This window comes from Thalassospira sp., assembly GCF_030690045.1.
Taxonomy (GTDB): domain Bacteria; phylum Pseudomonadota; class Alphaproteobacteria; order Rhodospirillales; family Thalassospiraceae; genus Thalassospira.
On record NZ_JAUYHK010000011.1, the window covers coordinates 335,113 to 357,216 of the forward strand.

At 56.0% G+C, this 22,104-nt stretch carries 19 protein-coding genes; 10 read left to right on the forward strand and 9 right to left on the reverse strand.

Going from position 1 to position 22,104, the window contains the following annotated elements; genetic code table 11:
- Nucleotides 1-32: 32 nt before the first annotated feature.
- Both Q8O73_RS07495 and Q8O73_RS07500 read right to left on the reverse strand, forming a co-directional pair.
- Nucleotides 33-1,295 carry an ABC transporter substrate-binding protein gene (locus tag Q8O73_RS07495; RefSeq protein WP_305557036.1) on the reverse strand — a complete coding sequence of 421 codons (1,263 nt, stop codon included), beginning with the start codon at nt 1,293-1,295 and terminating at the stop codon, nt 33-35.
- A 44-nt stretch (nt 1,296-1,339) separates the two neighbouring features.
- Nucleotides 1,340-2,227 (reverse strand): N-acetylmuramic acid 6-phosphate etherase, encoded by an 888-nt coding sequence (locus tag Q8O73_RS07500; protein WP_305557037.1) that lies wholly within the window; start codon nt 2,225-2,227, stop codon nt 1,340-1,342.
- A 266-nt stretch (nt 2,228-2,493) separates the two neighbouring features.
- On the opposite strand from Q8O73_RS07500, the gene Q8O73_RS07505 reads away from it, so the two are divergent.
- From Q8O73_RS07505 to uvrA, 7 genes are all read left to right on the forward strand, one after another.
- Entirely contained in the window at nt 2,494-3,384 is an 891-nt protein-coding gene (locus tag Q8O73_RS07505; RefSeq protein ID WP_305557038.1) for a BadF/BadG/BcrA/BcrD ATPase family protein, read from the forward strand.
- On the forward strand, nt 3,381-4,142 hold the full coding sequence (locus Q8O73_RS07510; RefSeq protein WP_305557039.1) for a GntR family transcriptional regulator: 762 nt from the start codon (nt 3,381-3,383) through the stop codon (nt 4,140-4,142). Before Q8O73_RS07505 ends, Q8O73_RS07510 begins: the two co-directional genes overlap by 4 nt.
- A 23-nt stretch (nt 4,143-4,165) precedes the next feature.
- On the forward strand, nt 4,166-5,209 hold the full coding sequence (locus Q8O73_RS07515; RefSeq protein ID WP_305557040.1) for an SIS domain-containing protein: 1,044 nt from the start codon (nt 4,166-4,168) through the stop codon (nt 5,207-5,209).
- Complete coding sequence (nagA, locus tag Q8O73_RS07520; RefSeq protein ID WP_305557041.1) at nt 5,209-6,345, forward strand: N-acetylglucosamine-6-phosphate deacetylase; 1,137 nt, start codon at nt 5,209-5,211, stop codon at nt 6,343-6,345. Before Q8O73_RS07515 ends, nagA begins: the two co-directional genes overlap by 1 nt.
- Nucleotides 6,346-6,387: 42 nt before the next feature.
- On the forward strand, nt 6,388-7,458 hold the full coding sequence (locus Q8O73_RS07525; protein ID WP_305557042.1) for a Gfo/Idh/MocA family protein: 1,071 nt from the start codon (nt 6,388-6,390) through the stop codon (nt 7,456-7,458).
- Nucleotides 7,459-7,478: 20 nt separating this feature from the next.
- The gene (gene fbaA / locus Q8O73_RS07530; protein ID WP_305557043.1) at nt 7,479-8,558 is read left to right on the forward strand and encodes a class II fructose-bisphosphate aldolase; all 1,080 of its coding nucleotides are present in this window, start codon (nt 7,479-7,481) and stop codon (nt 8,556-8,558) included.
- Between the two features lie 200 nt (nt 8,559-8,758).
- Complete coding sequence (uvrA, locus tag Q8O73_RS07535; protein WP_305557044.1) at nt 8,759-11,587, forward strand: excinuclease ABC subunit UvrA; 2,829 nt, start codon at nt 8,759-8,761, stop codon at nt 11,585-11,587.
- A 6-nt stretch (nt 11,588-11,593) separates the two neighbouring features.
- On the opposite strand, the gene Q8O73_RS07540 is transcribed toward uvrA, so the two are convergent.
- Entirely contained in the window at nt 11,594-12,580 is a 987-nt protein-coding gene (locus Q8O73_RS07540) for a hypothetical protein (RefSeq protein WP_305557045.1), read from the reverse strand.
- Nucleotides 12,581-12,786: 206 nt separating this feature from the next.
- On the opposite strand from Q8O73_RS07540, the gene trmFO reads away from it, so the two are divergent.
- Together trmFO and Q8O73_RS07550 are read left to right on the forward strand one after the other, a co-directional pair.
- Complete coding sequence (gene trmFO / locus Q8O73_RS07545) at nt 12,787-14,130, forward strand: methylenetetrahydrofolate--tRNA-(uracil(54)-C(5))-methyltransferase (FADH(2)-oxidizing) TrmFO (protein ID WP_305557046.1); 1,344 nt, start codon at nt 12,787-12,789, stop codon at nt 14,128-14,130.
- A 15-nt stretch (nt 14,131-14,145) separates the two neighbouring features.
- Nucleotides 14,146-15,117 carry an arsenic resistance protein gene (locus Q8O73_RS07550; protein ID WP_305557048.1) on the forward strand — a complete coding sequence of 324 codons (972 nt, stop codon included), beginning with the start codon at nt 14,146-14,148 and terminating at the stop codon, nt 15,115-15,117.
- 459 nt (nt 15,118-15,576) lie between these two features.
- Here Q8O73_RS07550 and Q8O73_RS07555 read toward each other — a convergent pair whose 3' ends face one another.
- Complete coding sequence (locus Q8O73_RS07555; protein WP_305557049.1) at nt 15,577-16,128, reverse strand: hypothetical protein; 552 nt, start codon at nt 16,126-16,128, stop codon at nt 15,577-15,579.
- 107 nt (nt 16,129-16,235) lie between these two features.
- Nucleotides 16,236-17,084 carry a phytoene/squalene synthase family protein gene (locus tag Q8O73_RS07560; RefSeq protein ID WP_305557051.1) on the reverse strand — a complete coding sequence of 283 codons (849 nt, stop codon included), beginning with the start codon at nt 17,082-17,084 and terminating at the stop codon, nt 16,236-16,238.
- A 91-nt stretch (nt 17,085-17,175) separates the two neighbouring features.
- On the opposite strand from Q8O73_RS07560, the gene Q8O73_RS07565 reads away from it, so the two are divergent.
- Nucleotides 17,176-18,480: an FAD/NAD(P)-binding protein gene (locus Q8O73_RS07565; protein WP_305557053.1), complete on the forward strand. Its 1,305-nt coding sequence runs from the start codon at nt 17,176-17,178 to the stop codon at nt 18,478-18,480.
- Here Q8O73_RS07565 and Q8O73_RS07570 read toward each other — a convergent pair.
- The 4 genes from Q8O73_RS07570 to yajC form a co-directional block, all read right to left on the reverse strand.
- Nucleotides 18,423-18,803 carry an Mth938-like domain-containing protein gene (locus Q8O73_RS07570; protein WP_305557055.1) on the reverse strand — a complete coding sequence of 127 codons (381 nt, stop codon included), beginning with the start codon at nt 18,801-18,803 and terminating at the stop codon, nt 18,423-18,425. The two genes, Q8O73_RS07565 and Q8O73_RS07570, sit on opposite strands and share 58 nt — an antisense overlap.
- 106 nt (nt 18,804-18,909) lie before the next feature.
- A complete protein-coding gene (secF, locus tag Q8O73_RS07575; RefSeq protein WP_305557057.1) occupies nt 18,910-19,845 on the reverse strand; it encodes a protein translocase subunit SecF in 936 nt (311 codons plus the stop codon).
- A gap of 19 nt (nt 19,846-19,864) precedes the next feature.
- Nucleotides 19,865-21,439: a protein translocase subunit SecD gene (gene secD / locus Q8O73_RS07580; protein WP_305557059.1), complete on the reverse strand. Its 1,575-nt coding sequence runs from the start codon at nt 21,437-21,439 to the stop codon at nt 19,865-19,867.
- Between the two features lie 126 nt (nt 21,440-21,565).
- Entirely contained in the window at nt 21,566-21,934 is a 369-nt protein-coding gene (yajC, locus tag Q8O73_RS07585; protein WP_305557061.1) for a preprotein translocase subunit YajC, read from the reverse strand.
- Nucleotides 21,935-22,104 lie beyond the last annotated feature (170 nt).

Below are 22,104 nucleotides of genomic sequence, written 5' to 3' on the forward strand. Positions count from 1 at the left end.
GTATAAAGCTACGCCTGCCTTTGATATCAGGCTTACTGGTGCGGTGCATACCACTGTTTCAGACCGTCTTCTGCCGTTTTGGCGGCTTCTTCGGCGGTTATCGTGCCATTGATCACCTGCGCGGAAAGGTTCCACAGTTCGTTTTCAAGGTTCGGGGTCCCGCGTGACAGAATCTGATAGGAATTGCGAATGGTTGACTCGCAATCCTGACGCCAGCTGACAAATTCGTTGGCAACCGGGTCTGCGATTTCAACTGCATGGCTCGAAAGCGAGAAGAACCCCGGCAAGGCGTTTGAATACAGGGTGGCGAATTCAGAACCGGTCATCCATTCAAGGAAAATCCGGGCTTCTTCGGCGTTTTCTGATGCGGTGTTCAGACCAAGGGCAATATCGGTGTGATCACTGATATAGCAGGTATCACCGGCAGCAGCCGGGGGCGGCGGGAAACCGCCAAAGGCAAAATCGGCCTGGCTGTTAAACAGGGAAATATCCCACGAACCCGCCGGATAAATGGCCGCACGGCCAAGGCTGAACAGGTTCTGGGCATCCGGATAGGAAATCGCCTCGAACCCATCGGGCAAATATTGCGCCCAGCTTGCCAGTTCGGTAAAGGTCGCGACATAGGGGGCATCGGTGAATTTCTGGCTGCCATCAATCAAAGCTTTGCGGCCTTCTTCACCTTTCCAGTAATTCGGGCCGATATTCTGAAAGCCCATGGTCGCGGCTTCCCACTGATCCGCCGTTCCCATTGCCATCGGGATATAGCTGCCATCTTCCTTGAATTTATCAAGGGCGGCATAGAATTCAGCCGATGTTTTCGGCACTTCGACACCGACTTCTTCAAAGGCATCTTTGTTATAGATATAACCGTGAATAACGGACGCCATCGGCACGCAGAACGTGGCCGATCCATCATCGGTCTGCCATGCCGATTTGGCAACGTCCGAGAAACTGTCCATGCCCGGCAAATCATCAAGGGCGGCAAGATCACCCTGTTTGTAAAGTTCAAGCGAGGCATCAAACGGACGGCAGGTGATCAGGTCGCCTGCGGTGCCACCGGCCAGCTTTGCATTCAGGCTGGCATTATATTCGGTTGGCGGAATCGGCTTGAACATCACCTTGATATCGGGGTGTTTTTCGTTGAAAGCCGGAATGATTTTCTCATTCCAGATATCGCTGTCATCGTTGCGCCAGCTTTCGATCACCAGTTCGCCAGCCGATGCCATCATCGGAACCAGAGCGACACCAGCCGCCAGGATTCCGGCAAAGCCTTTTGCTAACACTTTTTTCGACATTTATGCCTCCTCTGATCAATGTCGGCGGGCGGATATCACAGATATCAACCCATATGCTTGAGAGCAGCCCGGAGATTTCCGTTCACCGCCTCAAGAATTTCTTGTGATTTTTCAACAGAATGGCCGTGCACGACCAAAACGGCACGGCGAATATCAAAACCGGTTGCCGTCAGGGCCGATCCGGCCTGCGCGGCATCGCAATTGGCAACATATTGCACGATGCGGGTCGCCCGCCCCTGCAATTTGATGTTTTCCGCCCGCATGCCAACCATCAGATTGTCATACAACCGTCCCAGCTTGTTCATCACCAGCGACGACAACATATTGATGGCCGCCTTTTGCGCCGTTCCGGCCCCCATGCGGGTTGAACCGGCAATGACTTCGGGCGCACTGGCCAGATAAATCCCGCATTCGGCGACACTTAACAGCTTGCCATCCATATTGTTGCACAGACCAACGCAAAAGGCTCCATTGGCACGGGCCAGTTCGACGGCTTTAAGGGTATAGGGGGTTGATCCGCTGGCGGCGACGGCAATCACCGCATCGCCTGCGCCAATATTATGGCGACGTATTTCGGCGGCTACGGCGTCAATATCATCCTCGGCTGACCCAAATACGCCGGACGCACTGTCAAGACCACCGGCCAGCAAAACAAGGGTCAAATCTTCGGGCCAGCCAAAAGTACCCGCCAGTTCCTTGGCATCCTGCCACGCCACCGTACCCGATGTTCCTGCCCCGACATAAACAAGACGTCCGCCCCCGGCAAGACACCGCGCCACCCCGTCTGCGGCAAGGGCAATCGCCTCAATCGCCGGGCCGACGGCGGCCACGGCCCGCATCTGGCCTTCCCATAATGCTGTCAGGAAATCGGCGTCAGACCACTGGTCCAACCCGGCAAAGCGCAAATCAAATTCTTCGGTGCTTGATGCCATTTTCCAATCTCCCTCACCAATTAAATACCATTATGATACCAGCAACGCAAGCCGTTTGATCAAAGCATCAACATCACCACACCAAATCACCATAATTATTATTTTAAATCAGCATATTATCTTTGTATTTTCACGATATCCCTCTGCATAACAATCAGATACAATGAGTCCAAAGCCAGACCATAGGCGTGACAAGTGGATTTATATTGGTATTGATTTTTAAGATACCACTCTGCTATGATCATCGCAGCTAGGGATGGTCAATAATGAAAAACAGACAAGAAAATCAGCTTTTTTTGGGCGTTGACGGCGGTGGCACGCGCTGCCGCGTGCGAATCAGCGATGCGGCGGGCGCAATCCTTGGCGAAGCCGTTCGGGGCGGTGCCAATACCCGCCTGGGGCTGGATTCTGTTTTCCACGAAATCATTGATGCCACCCGCGAAGCCCTGTCAAAGGCCGGTTTACCCGCCGAAACCATTGCGCAATTGCATGCCGGGCTGGGCCTTGCCGGATTGCCGTTGCAACGCGAACGCGACCTTGCCCGCACCCACCCCCATCCTTTTGCCAGCGCGACATTTGAAACCGATGCCTATACTGCCTGTCTGGGCGCACATGCGGGCAAGGATGGCGCGATCCTGATTATCGGCACCGGAACTTGCGGACAGGCGATTCTTGGCGACCGGCAATTGTCACTGGGCGGTTGGGGATTCGAGATTTCCGATATCGGCAGCGGCGCTCGCATTGGCAAACGCGCGATTGAACAGGCCCTGCTCGCCCACGAAGGATTATCACCGTCCAGCGATCTGACCGCCGCCCTGATGACGCAGTTTGACAACAATCCCGAAAACATCGTGATTTTTGCCGAAAAGGCCCGCCCCGCGGATTATGGCGCATTCTGCCCGCTGGTGTTTGACGCCGCCGATGCCAGGGACCCGGTTGCAGCCGCCATCATTCATCGCGCTGCAACAGCCAATGATACGATCCTGCGCCGCCTGAATGCCTTTGGCGCGCAACGCCTGACCCTGATGGGCGGGCTGGCCGACCGCATGGCAGCTTTGATCAGTGCCAATATGCGCGATTTGCTGGTTCCGGCGACGGGCGACGCGCTGGACGGGGCGATTTTGCTGGCGAAACGCCACAGGGGGAACGGATCATGATCAATGCTGCCGATGTGATTGCCAGCCTGCGGGCCCGCGATATTGAAAATACCGGCCACGGCCCGCTTTACCGGCGTTTGCAGGTCGCCCTGAAAGCGATCATTGATGATGGGGTTCTCAAGGTTCAGGATGCCCTGCCCAGCGAACGGGATCTGGCAACCGAACTCAATATTTCACGGGTCACGGTCCGAAATGCGGTCCGCGCCCTGGTCGAAGACGGCGTACTGGTACAGCGTCATGGTGCCGGCACCTTTGTTGCCCCCCGTGTCGAACAGGCCCTGTCGCGCCTGACCTCCTTTACCGAGGATATGACAACACGCGGTTTGCAACCGGGCGCAATCTGGCTGGAAAAATCGGTCGGCCATGCCTCGCCCGAAGAAGCCATGGCGCTGAACCTGTCACCCGGCACCGAGGTCAGCCGCTTGCGCCGCTTGCGGACCGCCAATGACAAACCGATGGCGCTGGAATTTGCGGTTTTGCCCCGGGCCTTTTTGCCCAGCCCCGAAGACGTCGACAAATCGCTTTATGATGCCCTTGCCCGGCATGGCAAAAAGCCGGATCGCGCCCTGCAACGGCTGCGCGCCGAACTTTTTGATGCCGAAACCGCCAAAATTCTGGGCGTCCCCGAAGGCAGTGCGGCCCTTTACATCGAACGGCGGTCGTTTTTGGCAAACGGGACGCCGGTTGAATTCACCCGATCCTATTACCGTGGTGACAGCTATGATTTTATCGCCGAGATGCAGGTGGATGCCCGCTGATCGATATCAGGGAAAGACATGACATGACGACACGTTGGAGCCCCAAGACCCAGATGGGACGCGAACTTGCCCAGGCCCCGTCCGTCGTAAAAGGACAACTGGCCACAAACCATGCCGCCATTGCGGAACTGGTCGCCACCCTGCGCGCCGAACCGCCCCGCTTTGTTGTCACCTGCGGGCGCGGCAGTTCGGACCATGCCACCCTGTATGCCAAATATCTGATTGAAAGCCAGCTGGGCATTCCGGTGGTATCGGCCGCCCCGTCGATCATTTCGATTTATGGCAAGTCGCTGGCGGTCAGGGGGGCGCTGTTTTTGGCGGTATCGCAATCGGGCAAAAGCCCCGATCTGGTCCGCAGCGCCGAGGCCGCAAAAAATTCCGGGGCGCGCACGGTTGCGATGGTCAATGTCACAGATTCCCCGCTGGCCGATATGGTCGATCATGTCATTCCCCTGATGGCCGGGCCTGAAACCAGTGTGGCGGCGACCAAATCCTATATCGCCACCCTGTCGGCAATTGCGCAACTGGTGGGGGCATGGACGGGCGATGCAAAATTGAATGCCGGGATTGACCGCCTGCCCAGTCTTTTGCAGGCCGCCCTTGATATGGACTGGCAGGATGCCGTCGATGTGATTGCCGCATCGCAAAGCCTGTATGTCATCGGGCGCGGCCCGGCCTTTGCCATTGCACAGGAAGCCGCCCTGAAATTCAAGGAAACCGCCAGCCTGCATGCCGAAGCCTTCAGTGCCGCCGAGGTCAAACACGGGCCGATGGCACTGGTGACGCGGGAATTCCCGATGCTGGTGTTTTCGCAACAGGATGCGTCGCGCGACAGTGTCGAAACTTTCCTGACCGAAATGCGTGCCAAGACCGACCATGTTTTTGCCGCCGAAACCGGCCATCGCGATATCCGGGGGCATTTGCCGGTTGTCGAGGATATCCACCCGCTGCTGGCTCCGATTACGATGATCCAGAGTTTCTATACCCTGGCGGAATCAGTCGCCCTGGCGCGGGGCTGCAATCCGGATGCACCGCCCCACCTGTCCAAAGTTACGGAGACCCGTTAATGCACGATTTCGCCATTGCCAATGCCCGCATTTTTGACGGGGAAATCTTTCAGGATGGCAAGGCTGTCCTGATCGGGGGCGGTAAAATCACCGGGCTGTGCGCCCGTGACGATATCCCCGCCAATACCCGGACCATTGATGGCGGCGGGCAAATTCTGGCCCCCGGCTTTATCGATATTCAGGTCAATGGCGGCGGCGGTGTCTTGCTGAATGATCAGACATCGGTGGCGGGTATCCGGGCGATGATGGCCGCCCATCGCCAATATGGCACCACGGCCATGCTGCCGACCCTGATCACCGACCATCGGGAAAAGATGGAACAGGCAATTGCGGCCGTAACCGATGCCATAACGCAACAGGTGCCGGGCATTGTCGGCATTCATCTCGAAGGCCCCTATCTGAACCCGGCCCGCAAGGGCGTGCATGATGCCAACATCATCCGCCCGATGGAAGATGACGCGATTGAATTGTTATCGCGCCTGCCCAATGGCCGCATTCTGGTCACGATGGCCCCGGAAAAAGCCGCCAAAGGCACAATTGCAAAACTGACAGAACGTGGCGTTCTGGTCTGTGCCGGGCATACGGCGGGCACCTATGACGATATTCAGGCCGCCCTTGGCGAAGGATTGCGGGGCTTTACCCATCTGTTTAACGCCATGAGCCCGCTGGCACACCGCGAACCGGGCGTTGCCGGGGCGGCAATCGCCGATGATCAAAGCTGGTGCGGGCTGATTGTCGATGGATATCACGTCCATCCGGCCGTGGTCAAAATCGCCGTTCGTGCCAAGGCACGCGGCAAGATCATGCTGGTCACCGATGCCATGCCAACCGTCGGGGCCACGGATAAAAGCTTTGTCCTTGGTGGCGAGAAAATCATCGCCAGCGAAGGTCGCTGTGCGCTTCCCGATGGCACCCTGGCCGGATCGGACCTGGATATGATGTCTGCGGTCAAAAATACCGTCGCCATGGCCGGGGTCGATCTGGGCGAAGCCTTGCGGATGGCATCGCTTTACCCGGCAGAATTTCTGCGCCTTGACCATCAGATGGGCCGCATTGCACCGGGCTATAACGCCGATCTGGTGCTGTTTGACGCGGCCTATACCGTGATGCGCACATGGATCAACGGCGTAGAATAATCAGTTAAAACAGAACTTTAAAAAACATAACGGAGGCACAACATGAAACCGGTTCGCATTCTGGTCGTCGGTCTTGGCAATATGGGGATGTCCCATGCCAAGGCCTATCACGGGCTGGACGGTTTCGAAATTGTCGGGTTGTGTGCCCGGTCAATGCCCTCTGCCGACACGCTGCCCGATGGCTTTGCCGCCTACCCGGCCTTTGATGATTATGATATCGCACTGGCAGCGACCCGGCCCGATGCCGTGTCGATTTGCACCTATACCGAAACCCACGCCGATTATGCGGTCGCCGCCTTTGAAGCCGGGGCGCATGTCTTTGTTGAAAAACCGCTGGCCGCAACCGCCGAAGATGCACAGCGCGTTGTCGATGCCGCAATCCGCCATGACCGCAAACTGGTGATCGGCTATATCCTGCGCCATCATCCGTCCTGGGCCCGGTTTGTCGAACTGGCCGGAACGCTGGGCAAACCGTTGGTGATGCGGATGAATTTGAACCAGCAAAGCAGCGGTGCCTTTTGGGAAACCCACAAACGGTTGCTCAACAGCGTGTCGCCGATTGTCGATTGCGGTGTGCATTATCTCGATATGATGTGCCTGATGACCCGCGCCAAACCGGTCTCGGTCAGTGCGATTGGCGTGCGCCTGTCCGATGACGTTGCGCCCGATATGTATAATTACGGGCAATTGCAGGTGCGTTTCGATGACGGATCGGTCGGTTGGTACGAGGCGGGCTGGGGCCCGATGATCAGCGAAACCGCCTTTTTCATCAAGGATGTGATTGGGCCGAAAGGCTGCGTTTCGATTGTCGATGTCGAGGAAAAAGGATCGAAATCGGCCGATATCGATACCCACACCAAAACGAATGCCTTGAAACTTCATCATGCTGCCACAGATGCGACCGGAAAATTCACACAATTGGATGAAATCATCCGGACCGACGACGAGCCCGACCATGATGAATTATGCCTGCGCGAACAGCAGTTTTTCCTAAAGTCTATACGAGAAAATCTTGACCTTGCGCAGCATATGGAAGATGCATTGGGCTCCTTACGGATTGCCCTTGCTGCGGACCAGGCGGTGCGCACGGGGGAAACCATTAAACTACTCTGACCCCCAGGAGGAGTACCCACATGCCTTCCGTTAAACCCGGTGTTGTTACCGGATCGGCCTATCGGGATCTGGTCGCTGCCTGCAAGCACGACGGCTATGCCCTTCCCGCTGTTAATATTACCTCTTCCAGCACGATGAATGCCGCCCTTGAGGCCGCCGCCAATGCCGGTTCTGACATCATCATCCAGCTTTCGAATGGTGGTGCGCAGTTCTATGCCGGCAAAGGCATCAAGGATGCCGCAGCAGCCCGTGTTATTGGCGCTGTTTCCGCGGCCCGTCATGCCCAGCTGATGGCTGAGTATTATGGCGTCGCCGTTGTCATGCATACCGACCATGCCAACCGCAAATTTGTGCCTTGGGTGGACGAAATGCTGAAATGGAGCGAGAAATCGTTCAAGGAAACCGGCTCGCCGCTTTATAGCTCGCACATGCTTGATCTTTCAGAAGAACCGCTGGAAGACAATATCGCCACCTGCGAGGAATTCCTCAAACGCCTTGCCGCCGTCGAGATGAGCCTGGAAATCGAACTGGGCGTTACCGGCGGTGAAGAAGACGGCATCGGATCGGAGCTTGATACCAGCAGCACCGAAATCGATTCCCGCCTTTACACCCGCCCCGAAGACGTCGAGGAAGCCTATCGCCGTCTGGCCCCGCTGGGCCATTTTTCGGTGGCGGCATCCTTTGGCAACGTTCATGGCGTTTACAAGCCGGGCAATGTCCGTCTGCGCCCCGAAATTCTCCGGGAATCGCAGAAATATGTTTCCGAAAAACATGGCCTTGGCGACCGTCCGCTTGATTTCGTGTTCCATGGCGGTTCGGGTTCGGAAAAGGAAAAGATCGAAGAAGCCGTCGGGTATGGTGTGTTCAAAATGAACATCGATACCGACACGCAATTTGCCTATGCAACAGCGGTTGGCAAATACGTCGAAGCCCATGACAAGGCTTTTAAATATCAGGTCGATCCCCAGACAGATGCGCCCTACAAAAAATACTACGACCCGCGCGTCTGGGTCCGTGAGGCCGAACTGTCGATGGCCGCCCGCCTCGAAGAAGCCTTCAGGGATTTGGGGGCCACCGGTCGGACGGTCACCAAAGGCTGATCGCGCCAAACCAATATCCAAACCCGCCGCGCCTCCTGCCCGGCGGGTTTTTTATGCGGCAGACGGATAAAACAGCCCCGGGGCTTGCGCGTCCGGCACTCTCCTGACACATCCTGACAGGAACTGTCAGGGGGATGCTTGCGTACAGACAATGCCTCCTCTATACATCTTCCGAACAATACAGGAACAAAAGGCCGGTCATGCTGACAAAAATTTCCGTTCGCGGTGCCAAGGAACACAATCTTCAAAACATTGATGTCGAACTGCCCCGCGACGCACTGGTGGTTATTACCGGCCTGTCGGGATCAGGCAAAAGTTCGCTGGCGTTTGACACGATTTATGCCGAAGGCCAGCGCCGCTATGTCGAAAGCCTGTCGGCCTATGCGCGGCAGTTTCTCGAACTTATGCAAAAGCCCGATGTCGAATATATCGACGGGCTGTCCCCGGCAATTTCGATTGAACAGAAAACCACCTCGCGTAATCCGCGCTCCACGGTGGGGACTGTCACCGAAATTTACGACTATATGCGTCTGCTCTGGGCGCGGGTCGGCACTCCCTATTCCCCGGCCACCGGTCTTCCGATTGTCAGTCAGACGGTCTCCCAGATGGTGGACCGGGTGATGGAAATGGAAGAAGGCACAAGGCTGTATTTGCTGGCCCCGTTTGTGCGCGGTCGCAAGGGCGAATATAAAAAGGAACTGAAAGACCTGCGCACGCGGGGGTTTCAGCGGGTCAAGATCGATGGCGAAATGTATGACATCGATGATGCGCCTGATCTGAATAAAAAACTGAAACACGATATTTCAGTGGTGGTGGACCGGCTGGTTGTCAAACCCGGTCTGGGAACCCGCCTTGCCGACAGTTTTGAAACCGCCCTTGAACTGACCGATGGTATTGTTCTGGCCGAAGACGCCAAAACCGGCGAAACCACGGTTTTTTCCGCCAAATTCGCCTGCCCGGTTTCGGGTTTCACCATCGAGGAAATCGAACCGCGCCTGTTTTCGTTCAACAATCCGTTTGGCGCCTGCCCGGCCTGTGATGGTCTGGGCACCAAGATGGAATTTGACGCCGAACTGATCATCCCCGACGAAGGCAAATCGCTGGATGATGGTGCCGTTGCACCCTGGGCCAGCAGCACATCGAAATATTATCTGCAAACCCTGCGCTCGGTCGCCAAGCATTTTGGCTTTAAAACCAATGTGGCGTGGGAAAAACTGCCGCAATCGGCGCGGGACATTATTTTGCACGGGTCCGGCACCGAAGACGTCACCGTCACCTATGATGACGGGTCGCGCAGTTACAAGGTCACCCGGCCCTTTGAAGGCGTCATTCCCAATATGGCGCGGCGCTGGCGCGAAACCGACAGCCAGTGGGCGCGTGACGAACTGGCGAAATATCAGGCGGTATCGGATTGCGATGTCTGTCACGGCCATCGCCTGAAACCCGAAGCCCTGGCTGTGAAGATTGATCACAGCACGATTTCCGATATCACCGGCCTGTCGATTGGCAAGGCGGCGGACTGGTTCGGTGCCCTGTCGGACAAATTAAGCGACAAGGAAAATGAAATCGCCCGGCGTATCCTGCGCGAAATTAACGACCGCCTGAAATTCCTGCGCGATGTCGGGCTGGATTATCTCAGCCTGTCACGCACATCGGGCACCTTGTCGGGCGGCGAAAGCCAACGCATCCGTCTGGCCTCGCAGATCGGGTCGGGCCTGACCGGGGTTTTGTATGTGCTTGATGAACCGTCCATCGGCCTGCATCAACGCGACAATGACCGTTTGCTGGAAACCCTCAAACGCCTGCGCGATCTTGGCAATACTGTTCTGGTGGTCGAACATGACGAAGACGCCATTATGGCCGCCGATTATGTGGTCGATATGGGGCCGGGTGCCGGGATTCATGGGGGCCGGATTGTTGCACAGGGCACCCCCGAAGAAATTCAGAAAAACCCCGACAGCCTGACCGGAAAATATCTGGTCGGGATTGAAAAAATCCCCGTTCCCGATATCCGGCGCAAGGGCAATGGCAAGGCGATCAAAATCACCGGCGCACGGGCCAATAACCTGCAAAATGTCACGGCAGAATTCCCGCTGGGCAAATTCATTTGCGTGACCGGGGTTTCAGGCGGCGGCAAATCCAGTCTGGTGATTGAAACCCTGTATAAGGCGCTGGCGAAACGCATGCACAATGCCCGGTCCCATCCCGGCGCCCATGACGACATCAGCGGCGTGGAACATATCGACAAAATCATCGATATCGATCAAAGCCCGATTGGCAGAACCCCGCGTTCCAACCCGGTAACCTATACCGGGGCCTTTACGCCGATCCGCGACTGGTTCGCCCAATTGCCCGAGGCCAAAACGCGCGGTTACAAACCGGGTCGTTTTTCCTTCAACGTCAAAGGCGGCCGGTGCGAGGCCTGTCAGGGGGATGGCGTCATCAAGATCGAAATGCATTTCCTGCCCGATGTGTATGTCACCTGTGATCAGTGCAAAGGCAAACGATATAACCGCGAAACGCTGGATATTTCGTTTAAAGGCAAATCGATATCCGACATTCTTGATATGACAGTTGAAGAAGGGGCCGAATTTTTCAAGGCCGTGCCATCCATCCGCGACAAGATGGAAACCCTCAAACAGGTGGGGTTAAGTTATGTCCATCTGGGGCAACAGGCCACCACCCTGTCCGGTGGCGAGGCACAGCGGGTCAAACTTGCCAAGGAACTGTCAAAACGCGCCACCGGGCGGACGATTTACATTCTGGATGAACCGACCACCGGCCTGCATTTCCATGATATCCGCAAATTGCTGGAAGTGCTGCATCATCTGGTCGATCAGGGCAATACGGTGGTGGTGATCGAACATAATCTGGACGTCATCAAAACCGCCGACTGGATCATTGATATTGGCCCCGAAGGCGGCGATGGCGGCGGCGAGGTTGTCGGTTGCGGCACACCCGAAGACATCATGGCCAATGATCGCAGCTATACCGGTCATTATCTGAAACGCCATTTGCGGCCCAAATAACCAGGATCACAGCCCCCGGCCCTCATCACCAACCCGCCGTTCGACACGGTTGATCAGGGCCGGGCCAAGCCGCTCGCTAAACCCCGACAAAAAGGCCGCGATCAGCACCACGGCCATTTGCCCGCTGCCCTGTACCGATGTGACTTCATCCATATCGGCAAGGCCATGCAACCGGTCAAGCGAGATCGGCAATATCCCCGCACTCAGCAACAACAGGGCCAAAAGGGCAAAACAAAACCCCAGACAGGGCCGAAACAGGAAACTTAAAAACGCCGAACCCGCCGTTGCGCTGGCCCAGTCGTCACTGCGGCCCAGCCGCATCATCATGCTGACCAGCGCGCCAATCGCCCCGAAACTGCCGACATAAAACAGCAAATCATACGAATACCCAAACAATCGTCCCTGCCCGATGCTGATCAGATGATCCAGCCCGATAAACACATAAATCCCGATCATCAGGATCACCGGCGACAGGATCAATGCCAGCATGGCCGCAAATATAGGCTGTGACACCCAATGACGGGGGGCCTTGACCGAGGGTTCCTGATCATGGAGATCGGCCAGATAATCCCGGACAAACCTGTCCTTGCCATGAATCATCGCACCCAGCATGACAAGGGCGTCCGACCGGCGTTTGGCCTGTGCCGCCGGGGTTGATACCGCATCGCTGCGCCACCAGCGTAAAAACAGGCGCAAAGTATGGCCAAACCGCCAACCGTGGCCGGTCGCCGCCACATAATCCACCAATTGTTCGATATGCTGATCCGAAAGACCCCCACTGCCCGACAGGGATATTATGCCGCCCGGCAATCCGGCCCGCATCAGCAAGACTTGCAACAACTGGTCAAACTTGTCGGTTTCGGATGGTTTATGATCTGCCTGCCCCTCACATGACCTATCATCCGGGCCATAGCGGTATCGGCGCATCGGAACCAGCCCGACCACCGGGCATTGCCCCGGCTCGTAACCATATGGCCTGTGGGGATAGCTCATGATGGTCCCCTGCAATTTCCCGACTGAATGACAAGACCTTGGAACAAGGACGCAGGACACAGCGATTTGTGATAAAATTTTCCCGATTTTTCTTTTCCGGGCAAAAATGACGCAAGAGACTTGAATTTCCCCCAAAGGTGCCGCTATGTCAGGGCCAGATTTCGGGGATTTGCCCCCGATTGTTTTTGTGTAAGGAATTCGGAAACGTGACCACCGTCAAACCCGTTCATATCATTGGTGCCGGATTGGCCGGCAGCGAAGCCGCATGGCAACTGGCCGGGGCCGGTGTGCCCGTGATCCTGCATGAAATGCGCCCGACCCGGCCAACCGACGCCCATCAAACCGACAAATGCGCCGAACTGGTCTGTTCCAATTCGTTCCGGTCCGATGACCGCGAATATAATGCCGTTGGCCTGATTCATGATGAAATGCGCCGGGCCGGATCACTGATCATCAAATGCGCCGATGCGCACAAGGTTCCGGCCGGGGCCGCCCTTGCGGTGGACCGCGAAGGCTTTTCACAGGCCGTCACCGATGCGCTGGTCGCCCATCCGTTGATCACGCTGGAACGGGGCGAAATTGCCGGTTTGCCGCCACAGGAATGGGAACAGACGATCATTGCCACCGGCCCGCTGACATCCGGCCCGCTGGCCGAGGCAATCCGGACGGCAACCGGCGAGGAATCGCTGGCGTTTTTTGATGCGATTGCCCCGATTGTCTATAAGGAAAGCATCAATTTCGACAAGGCATGGTTCCAGTCGCGCTATGACAAGGGCGATGGTAAGGATTACATCAATTGCCCGATGAACGAGGCGGAATATAACGCCTTTATCGATGCCCTGCTGGCCGGTGAAAAAACCGAATTCAAGGATTGGGAAAAAGACACGCCGTATTTTGACGGCTGTTTACCGATCGAGGTCATGGCCGAACGCGGGCGTGAAACCCTGCGCCACGGCCCGATGAAGCCGGTCGGCCTGACCAACCCGCATGACCCGACGCGCAAACCCCGCGCCATCGTGCAATTGCGTCAGGACAATGCACTGGGCACGATTTACAATATCGTCGGGTTTCAGACCAAATTGAAATACGGCGCACAGGCCGATATTTTCCGGATGATACCGGGGCTGGAAAATGCCGAATTCGTCCGTCTGGGCGGCATTCACCGCAATACCTTCCTCAATTCCCCACGCCTGCTGGACCCGACATTGCGCCTCAAAATCCGCCCGGACATTCGCTTTGCCGGGCAGATCACCGGCTGCGAAGGCTATGTCGAAAGTGCCGCCGTCGGACTGATGGCCGGACGGTTCGCCCTTGCCGAAAAACAGGGCCGCGATATTCCGGCACCGCCGCTGGAAACCGCAATGGGGGCGTTGTTGAACCACATTACCGGCGGCGCGGATGAAAGCACGTTTCAGCCGATGAATGTCAATTTCGGTCTGTTCCCGCCGGTTGAACCAACCAAACGGGTCAAGGGCCGCGACCGCAAGAAACTTTATACCGACCGCGCCATCCCGCTATTTGACGACTGGCTTGCCAGTATCAACAGCTAAGGAAGACGCATATTGATGAACCGCCTGACAATGGAACGCCATCAGGTCTGGTTTTATCTGTGCGCCATCCTTGCCGGGCTTGTGACCGGGGCAGCATTGCCGGCAATCATTCCGGTTCTGGAAGGCTTGCTGTGGCCGGTTTTAATCGTGCTGCTTTATACGACCTTTGTGCAGGTGCCGTTATGGCATGTCCGGGAATCGTTTCGCGATCACCGCTTTGTCGGCGCGGTTCTGATCGGCAATTTCGTTTTATTGCCATTGCTGGCATGGGGATTGATCCAGTTTCTGCCCGCCGATCCGGCCTTGCGGCTGGGCGTACTGCTGGTTTTGCTTGTCCCCTGCACCGACTGGTTCATCACTTTTTGCCATCTGGGTGGCGGGGATGCCCCCCGCACCCTTGCCATCACCCCGCTTAATCTGTTGCTGCAACTGGTTCTGCTGCCGGTTTATCTGTGGCTGATGGCGGGTTCCGGCATCACGGTTGCCGTGTCACCCGGCGATATCTGGCCTGCGGTTTTTGTCGTGCTGGTGCCACTGGTACTGGCCGCCCTGACAGAACGATGGATGGAACACCGCCCGGCCCGGCAGGTTTGGCGCGACCGTCTGGCATGGGGACCGGTGCCCTTGCTGGCACTGGTCGTCTTCCTGATTGCGGCGGCCCATATTCAGCACGTCATCAATGCCGTCGGCGTTCTGACCATCGTCGCACCACTGTTTGCGGTATTTTTGCTGATGGCGGCACTGATCGCCAAACTTCTGGCAACGATCCTGCACCTGCCCACGGCACAGGCCCGAACACTGGCCTTCAGTCTGGGAACCCGCAATTCCTTTGTCATCCTGCCCGTCGCCCTGGCTTTGCCATCCGGTTGGGAAATTGCGGCCATCGTCATTGTCTGCCAATCCCTGATCGAACTGGGCGGGATGATGGTTTTTCTGTGGTGGATGCCGCACCTGTTCAAGTTCACGGAACCGACCGGTGACCATTGACGCTCCTGCCGGGCCTTTGCCCTCAATCGCACGGATGGCTTCGCCATGCGGAATCCCTGCCTGCCACCGACAATGTCCGGACTGTCCGGCGACGCCCGGTTGCACCGGGTAGCATCGGGCAGGCCCTCCACCAACAAGGCGCACCTCGGGCGTCCTGACCAATGGCCGGGTCAGACCGCCCGCGCATTACCTCCGTAATGACTCTTCCACCCGCCTGTCATGATCCTGTGGGTTAACCCGCCGCCCTGTCCGTGTTTTTGCCGCTGCATCATCATCGTCTCTTTCCTCTGTCGCCAAACGCAAAAACCCGCAAGGTACAAGCCTTGCGGATTTCGGTCCGGGCGCATTTGCCCCGTTGATTTTTCTCTTATGCCACAGCAAAAAGAACAAATCAAGAACTTTTTTCAAAAATATTCAAATTAATCTGCAATGCCCGGATTTCCGCGGTTCCGGGGGTGGTTACTGCCGTTCCAGCTTGCCCTTGATCGCCCGGATGGCTTCGCCATCGCGGAACCGCTCAAACACCAGATCTATATTGCCATCCTGATCAAGGGTCCGGTCATAGACCTGCATCTCGTAACCGCCATTTTCGGTGATATACAGCGCATGGACAGTCAGGGTACCATTCACAATGCGCGCCCAGACAAACGGCTCCCCCTGCATCGGATCATTGGGAACACGTTTGCCAAACAGGCCGGTACGCATGGCGCTGCCATAAATGCCGGGGCGGTCTGATTCATAAAAATCAATCGACAATTTGGCCAGCTTTTCCCTGCCATCATCCTTGTAGATCACGGTTGACCAATCGATGCTGAACCCCTTGGCATTTTGTTTGATGCTGACATCAAGGTCGCGGGCCTTCAGTTCATCCTGGCCATAATCAATCGCCGCACCGTGATATTCACCGATAAAAGGATCAATCGATTCGGCACGGGCAGCCGATACGCCGCCGACCAGCAGAATGACGGCAACAAGAACCGGTAGGTAAATCGTACGCAATGCCTTCATCATAACCTCTTTTGCCTTTCGACACCGGCCCCGAAACCATAATCCTGCATTGATCAGGTTCCCATTGATATTGATTTATGGGCAATTTTGATATTGTAAAGCCCTGCCCGCTATAAACGCCCGATAATGCCCCGTAATGTCAGCATAAAACTGGCCGGTCGCGCCAGTCCGAATTCCGCCGAAAAGGGATCAAATCCGCTTTTTTCCAGTTTTTTCAGATATCCTTCGGCCAGAACCAGCGGTAACGCCGCAGGCAATGCCGTTTTGGGCAAGGCCCGGCGCATTTGGCGGGCGGCCTTTATGTGGGATTGTGCCGTTTTGGCCAGTTCGCGCACCAGTGCCCTGACCGGTTCGGTACTGCGAAACTCAAACAGATCGCCCTGCGAAACCTTGTGTTTTGCAATCCGGTCCTGCGGCATATAAAGGCGTTTGGCACGACCATGAAACACCATGGCCCGCAAGATGCCCACCATGCCATAGGCCATCCCCGCCCGTCTGGCGGCATCCTGCGCCGCCGCATCTGTCGCGCCGAGCAAACCCGCCGCGACTGCCGCCAAATGCCCGGATGTCTGATCAACATACTGTTCCAGGGCCGAAATATTTTCCGGTGCGGTATCGGCCAGGTCAAATTCGCGGGCATCGATCACGGCCTCAAGGTCCTTGCGCGCCACACGTCCCGCCGCAATCATCGCCGCCAATGGTTCGACAACTTCGTGTTTGCGTACCTCGCCATCATCAATGCCCGCCAGCGTATCACGCCACCATTGCAGGCGAATATGGCCCAGCATGGCCTCGCTGACCATTTCGCGGGTTTTTGAAATTTCCTGATGAAAGGCATAAAGAACAAACAAATCCTCGCGCCGTTCCGGGCGGGCAAACAGCGCACAGAGAAAACGATCCCGGTCATGACGACGGACATAATCGGCGCAATAGGAAAGGTCTGGTATTTTGTCGGTCATCATGATGTCTGTGTTACGTGACTTGTTCTGAATACGGATCAGCCGTTTAATGGCGTGCGGCCTTGTATAACAACAAAATAACGACGGCGATATGACATCATCCCAGCCTTGCCGAATTCACGTCATTGGTGCCGGACTCGCAGGATCGGCCGTGGCAATGCTGCTGGCGAAGGCCGGGGCAAACGTAACACTGTATGATGCAGGAACTTCCTTTGGCAGCCGCTGGACCCGCCGTGTTGATCCCGACTGGAAAACACCACTTTCATCCGAACCCGACATTTTTTATGATCCGGATCAAAGGCTTTCGGTTTTTTTTGCGCAATGGTCCGACATGCCCGATGACCTGATCACGCCCGCCCATGTCATGGTCGAATCAGATGAAGATACATGGCATGTTCTGAAGGACGGGTTGGCGACAGGCCTCATCTCCTCGTGCACAAATTGGGCCGAACGCCTTGATCTCGCGGTCCGATTATGGGCGCTGCGCTATGCCGATCCGGATCAAGGGGTTAAGATAACAGAAGCCGCAACGCCGGTATCGCTGTTGGGGCCTTTGGCCGATTTTCTGCTGGTGACATCCTTGCAACGCTGTTCAGCGGCCCTGCTTGGCAAAATCATTATGCCGCGATGGCGCGACCTGATTATAAAATCCCGCGAACCGGTTTTTTCCGCGATGAATGCCGATGCCATGCATCGTTTTGCCTTGCCGTGTCTGAAAACGCATTTTATCGAAATGGGTGGGGTAATTGTCGAAAATGCCCGGCTGGATGACATTGACAGCACCGCCGATCATGCGACGGATTTGCTGTTTGGCGAAACGCAAATCATTCTTGATCCTGCGGATATCGTGATTGTTGCCCTGCCCCCAACCGATTTATATGCCGCCATTCCCGATCTGGGCATTGCCCCGGCACCGGCCCGGCGACGGGCGTTTGTTTTCAAGATAAATGATCCTGCAACACATCCGGCAGGCTGGCTGGTCGATGATGACCTGATCGGTTCAGTTTGCCATAGCGGCAAGACCCTGCATGTTACCCTTGCTTGCGATCTGGTGATCGCTGACACCATTCCCGAGAACCACCTTGCCAGGACAGTGTGGCAACAGGCCATCAGCCTGATAAACCCTGAGGCAGCAGAACAGCCCTGCCCCGATTACCGGTTTGTCATACAGGATATGGCCTTTCCGGAATTTACGCCGGGCATGGCGGCCTTGCGCCCGAAAATGGTATCACCGTGGCGCAATCTCTTTCTGTGTGGTGATGTTTTTGCATCCGATATGGCACCCGGTCCTGCCGCCGCAATTGCCAGTGCCCAGCAGGTTTGCACCACTGTTTTGCATCACACCGCAATCAATGCCGCCGCAACCCGCCGTTCTTCGGCCAAAAGTACATTATAGGTCCGGCAAGCCGCCCCGGTATCCATCGGTTCAATGACGATGCCGTGGGATTTCAAGGCCATTCGTAACGCGGTTGAAACCGGCAACATCCGTGGCCCCATCCCCAACAACAGGATATCGACCTCATCCGCCTGTGCGATCACCGGGGCAAATGATTCCGCGCTCAGATTTTCTGCATTTTGGCAGGGCCATGACTGAACCTGCGTCGGGAACAGGAAAATCGATCCCTGAATGGTTTCTTCGCCAAACCGGAACAACCCGTCGCCATAACTGGTGATCAGTTTGCGACCGGGCAGGATCGTGGGGGTAATATCAATCGACATGGCGCTATCTCTTTGTTGTTGGCAGGGCGACAACACGTAAATGGCCGGGTCGTTGTTGCACGAACCCGGCCTTTTTGTAAATGTCCGCAACAGAAAATCAGCCCAATCAGGCCTTGCTGGCGGCTTCCTTGCCTTCTTCATCTTCCGGCAATTTGCGGCGAACCCGCAGAACCAGCAAAAGCGGTGCCGCCACGCAGATTGACGAATAGGTGCCAATCACAATGCCGATAATCAGGGCAAAGGTGAACCCCCGGATCGCCTCGCCACCAAACGCAAACAATGCCACCAGCGCCAGAATCGTCGTAAAGGACGTCATGGTTGTGCGCGACAACGTGGTGTTGATCGCCATATCGAGCAATTCGGGAATTTCCATCTTGCGATATTTGCGCAACATTTCGCGAATGCGGTCAAACACCACCACGGTATCGTTGATCGAATAACCGGCAACAGTCAGAACCGCAGCAAGGGTTGCCAGATCGAACTGAATGCCGGTAATCACAAAAACGCCAATGGTAATGATGACGTCATGCAACAGGGCGGCAACCGAGGCAACCGCAAACTGCCATTCAAACCGGAACCAGATATAAACCATGATCAGCAAAAGCGAGATGATCACGGAATAAAGACCGGCTTCTTTCAATTCGCCGCCAACCTTGGGGCCAACCAGTTCGGTTCGCCGGATGGTAACATCCTCGCCAAGGGCAGTCGTCACCTGCGCCAAAGCATCCATCTGAGCCTGTTCATCGCCATCCTGTCGCTGCAACTGGATCAGGACATCATCGGGCGCGCCGAATTCCTGAATCGTCACATCGCCAAGGCCAAGACTGCCCAGATTATCGCGCAAGGCGGAAATATCGGCCGGGCCGTCTGTTTTGATTTCAATCAGGACACCGCCCCGAAAATCAATGCCGAAATTCAACCCCTTGGTGAAGAACAATGCCGCCGAAGCAAGCACCATCGCCAGAGACAGAATATAAAAAATCTTCCGGAATTTGAGGAACGGGACGTTCACGTCATCCGGAACAAGATGCAAAGGTTTCATTACGTGCTTGCTCCCTTCCTCACAGAACCAGTTCCGTCGGACGACGGCGTTTGACCCAAACAGCAACCATCAAACGGGTCAGCCAGATCGCCGAGAACATCGAGGTGATAATCCCGATTGACAGCGTCACGGCAAAGCCCTTGATCGGGCCAGAGCCAAAGCTGAACAATACGAGAGCGGCAATCAGTGTCGTGATATTGGCATCAAGAATGGTGGACATCGCATTGCGATAACCCGCATCAATCGCATTGATGATGGTACGCCCATTACGCCGTTCCTCGCGGATGCGCTCAAACACCAGAACATTGGCGTCAACCGCCATACCGACGGTCAGAACGATGCCAGCAATCCCCGGCAAGGTCAAAGTCGCCTGCAAGGCCGACATGATCGCCAGAACCAGCATCAGATTCATCAAAAGTGCGACATTGGCAAAGACGCCAAAGCGGCCATAGCTGATCACCATAAAGGCAATCACGAACACAAGGCCAAGAATGGCGGCGATTTCACCGGCTTCGACCGAATCCTGCCCCAATCCCGGCCCAACCGACCGTTCTTCAAGGATTTGCATCGGGGCGGGCAAGGCACCGGCACGCAGTAATAGTGACAGGTCATTGGCTTCCTGCACACTGAACTGGCCTGTAATGATGCCATTACCACCCAAAATCGGTTCATTGATGCGCGGGGCGGAAATCACCTCGTTATCCAGCACAATCGCCAGACGACGCCCCGCATTCTTGCTGGTCAGATCGCCAAACCGCGCCCCGCCTGCCGTATCAAACCGGAAAGACACCACCGGGCGTCCTTCGGAAAAAGTCGGCTGCGAATCAATCAGGTTATCACCCGATACCACAACGCGACGATCCACCAGATATTCGGTGATCCCGGCGGCGCGGTCTCCGGAATCCGCCGATGGCAAAATCATGGCCCCGGCTGGAATGCCGGTCGCACGGGCTTCTGCCGGGGTTTTGCTGTCATTGAGCAAATGGAAATTCATTTTGGCGGTCCGGCCAAGGATCGCCCGCAACCGCGACGGATCATCAAGGCCGGGGACCTGAACGACAATGCGGTCTTCGCCCTGACGCTGGATCGACGGTTCGGTCGTGCCCAGTTCGTCAACACGACGACGCACCACTTCAAGCGACTGGGCGATGGCGCGGCTGATCAGTTCCTGACGCGCCAGTTCGGTATAGGTCACGGTGATATGACTACCCTCACCGCCAATTTCGGTATCGGGTTCAATGCCCCGAATGACGGTCCGGGCGCGTTCGACATCACCATCATCGACAATCGTCACCGATGCACCGGTTTCCGCCCCGCGCAATCCGCGATAACGAATACGTTCTTCGCGCAGTACATTGCGGATGCTGTCAGACAGCGTGTCATAGCGTTCGCGAATGACCGTATCGACCCCGACTTCCAGCAGCATGTGCGAACCGCCACGCAAATCAAGGCCCAGGCTGATTTGTTTGCCCGGCATCCAGTCACTGTCCGAAGAGAATGATCCCTTTGGCAGAAAGTTGGGGGCGGCGTAAATCACGCCCAAAGCACACACCAGCAGAACCAGTGCAACTTTCCATTTGGTAAAATAAAGCATGTGTCCTGTAACCAGAGATGTCCGGGAAACGTATCGTCAAACAAATTTCGGGGCAGGATCGTTCGTCAATCTGCCCACAAGACACAGGCGGAACCCGAAGGTCCCGCCTGTAAAATTTGCGAAAGATCAGTCTTTTTTGATCTCTTCTTCTTCGTCGTCCTTGTCGTCCGCGCTACTTTTGGCCGGTTCGGTTTTCGACAAAACGGCGGAAATCATGCCACGGGCAACCTTGACTTTGACGCCTTCGGCAATCTCGACCGACACTTCGTCATCGCCGATAACCTTGGCAACGGTGCCAATGATGCCACCTGCGGTAACAATCTTGTCGCCACGACGGATCGCAGCCAGCATTTCCTTATGCTGTTTCTGTTTCTTCTGCTGAGGGCGGATCAGAAGGAAATAGAAAACAACGAAAATAAGGATCAGCGGCAGGAAGCTTGTCAGCATATCCGCACCACCACCAGCGCCCTGAGCATAAGCAGGCGAAATCAACATCAGGAACTCCTAATTCAAAACAACAAAACCAATCAACTGCCGGAATATAACGGGGAAGCGCGTCAGTGCAAGGAAGAACGCGATTTTGCCCTGACTATATAACTGGTCGGTCAGGCTGCTACCATAATCCAGTTCACAGAATATCGCGCATCATTACCCTGTTGTGGCGG

Coding starts and splice junctions, on each gene's coding strand:
- Q8O73_RS07495 (WP_305557036.1), bottom strand. CDS start 1,295: ATGTCGAAAAAAGTGTTAGCAAAAGGCTTTGCCGGAATCCTGGCGGCT.
- Q8O73_RS07500 (WP_305557037.1), bottom strand. CDS start 2,227: ATGGCATCAAGCACCGAAGAATTTGATTTGCGCTTTGCCGGGTTGGAC.
- Q8O73_RS07505 (WP_305557038.1), top strand. CDS start 2,494: ATGAAAAACAGACAAGAAAATCAGCTTTTTTTGGGCGTTGACGGCGGT.
- Q8O73_RS07510 (WP_305557039.1), top strand. CDS start 3,381: ATGATCAATGCTGCCGATGTGATTGCCAGCCTGCGGGCCCGCGATATT.
- Q8O73_RS07515 (WP_305557040.1), top strand. CDS start 4,166: ATGACGACACGTTGGAGCCCCAAGACCCAGATGGGACGCGAACTTGCC.
- nagA (WP_305557041.1), top strand. CDS start 5,209: ATGCACGATTTCGCCATTGCCAATGCCCGCATTTTTGACGGGGAAATC.
- Q8O73_RS07525 (WP_305557042.1), top strand. CDS start 6,388: ATGAAACCGGTTCGCATTCTGGTCGTCGGTCTTGGCAATATGGGGATG.
- fbaA (WP_305557043.1), top strand. CDS start 7,479: ATGCCTTCCGTTAAACCCGGTGTTGTTACCGGATCGGCCTATCGGGAT.
- uvrA (WP_305557044.1), top strand. CDS start 8,759: ATGCTGACAAAAATTTCCGTTCGCGGTGCCAAGGAACACAATCTTCAA.
- Q8O73_RS07540 (WP_305557045.1), bottom strand. CDS start 12,580: ATGAGCTATCCCCACAGGCCATATGGTTACGAGCCGGGGCAATGCCCG.
- Q8O73_RS07550 (WP_305557048.1), top strand. CDS start 14,146: ATGAACCGCCTGACAATGGAACGCCATCAGGTCTGGTTTTATCTGTGC.
- Q8O73_RS07555 (WP_305557049.1), bottom strand. CDS start 16,128: ATGATGAAGGCATTGCGTACGATTTACCTACCGGTTCTTGTTGCCGTC.
- Q8O73_RS07560 (WP_305557051.1), bottom strand. CDS start 17,084: ATGACCGACAAAATACCAGACCTTTCCTATTGCGCCGATTATGTCCGT.
- Q8O73_RS07565 (WP_305557053.1), top strand. CDS start 17,176: ATGACATCATCCCAGCCTTGCCGAATTCACGTCATTGGTGCCGGACTC.
- Q8O73_RS07570 (WP_305557055.1), bottom strand. CDS start 18,803: ATGTCGATTGATATTACCCCCACGATCCTGCCCGGTCGCAAACTGATC.
- secF (WP_305557057.1), bottom strand. CDS start 19,845: ATGAAACCTTTGCATCTTGTTCCGGATGACGTGAACGTCCCGTTCCTC.
- secD (WP_305557059.1), bottom strand. CDS start 21,439: ATGCTTTATTTTACCAAATGGAAAGTTGCACTGGTTCTGCTGGTGTGT.
- yajC (WP_305557061.1), bottom strand. CDS start 21,934: ATGTTGATTTCGCCTGCTTATGCTCAGGGCGCTGGTGGTGGTGCGGAT.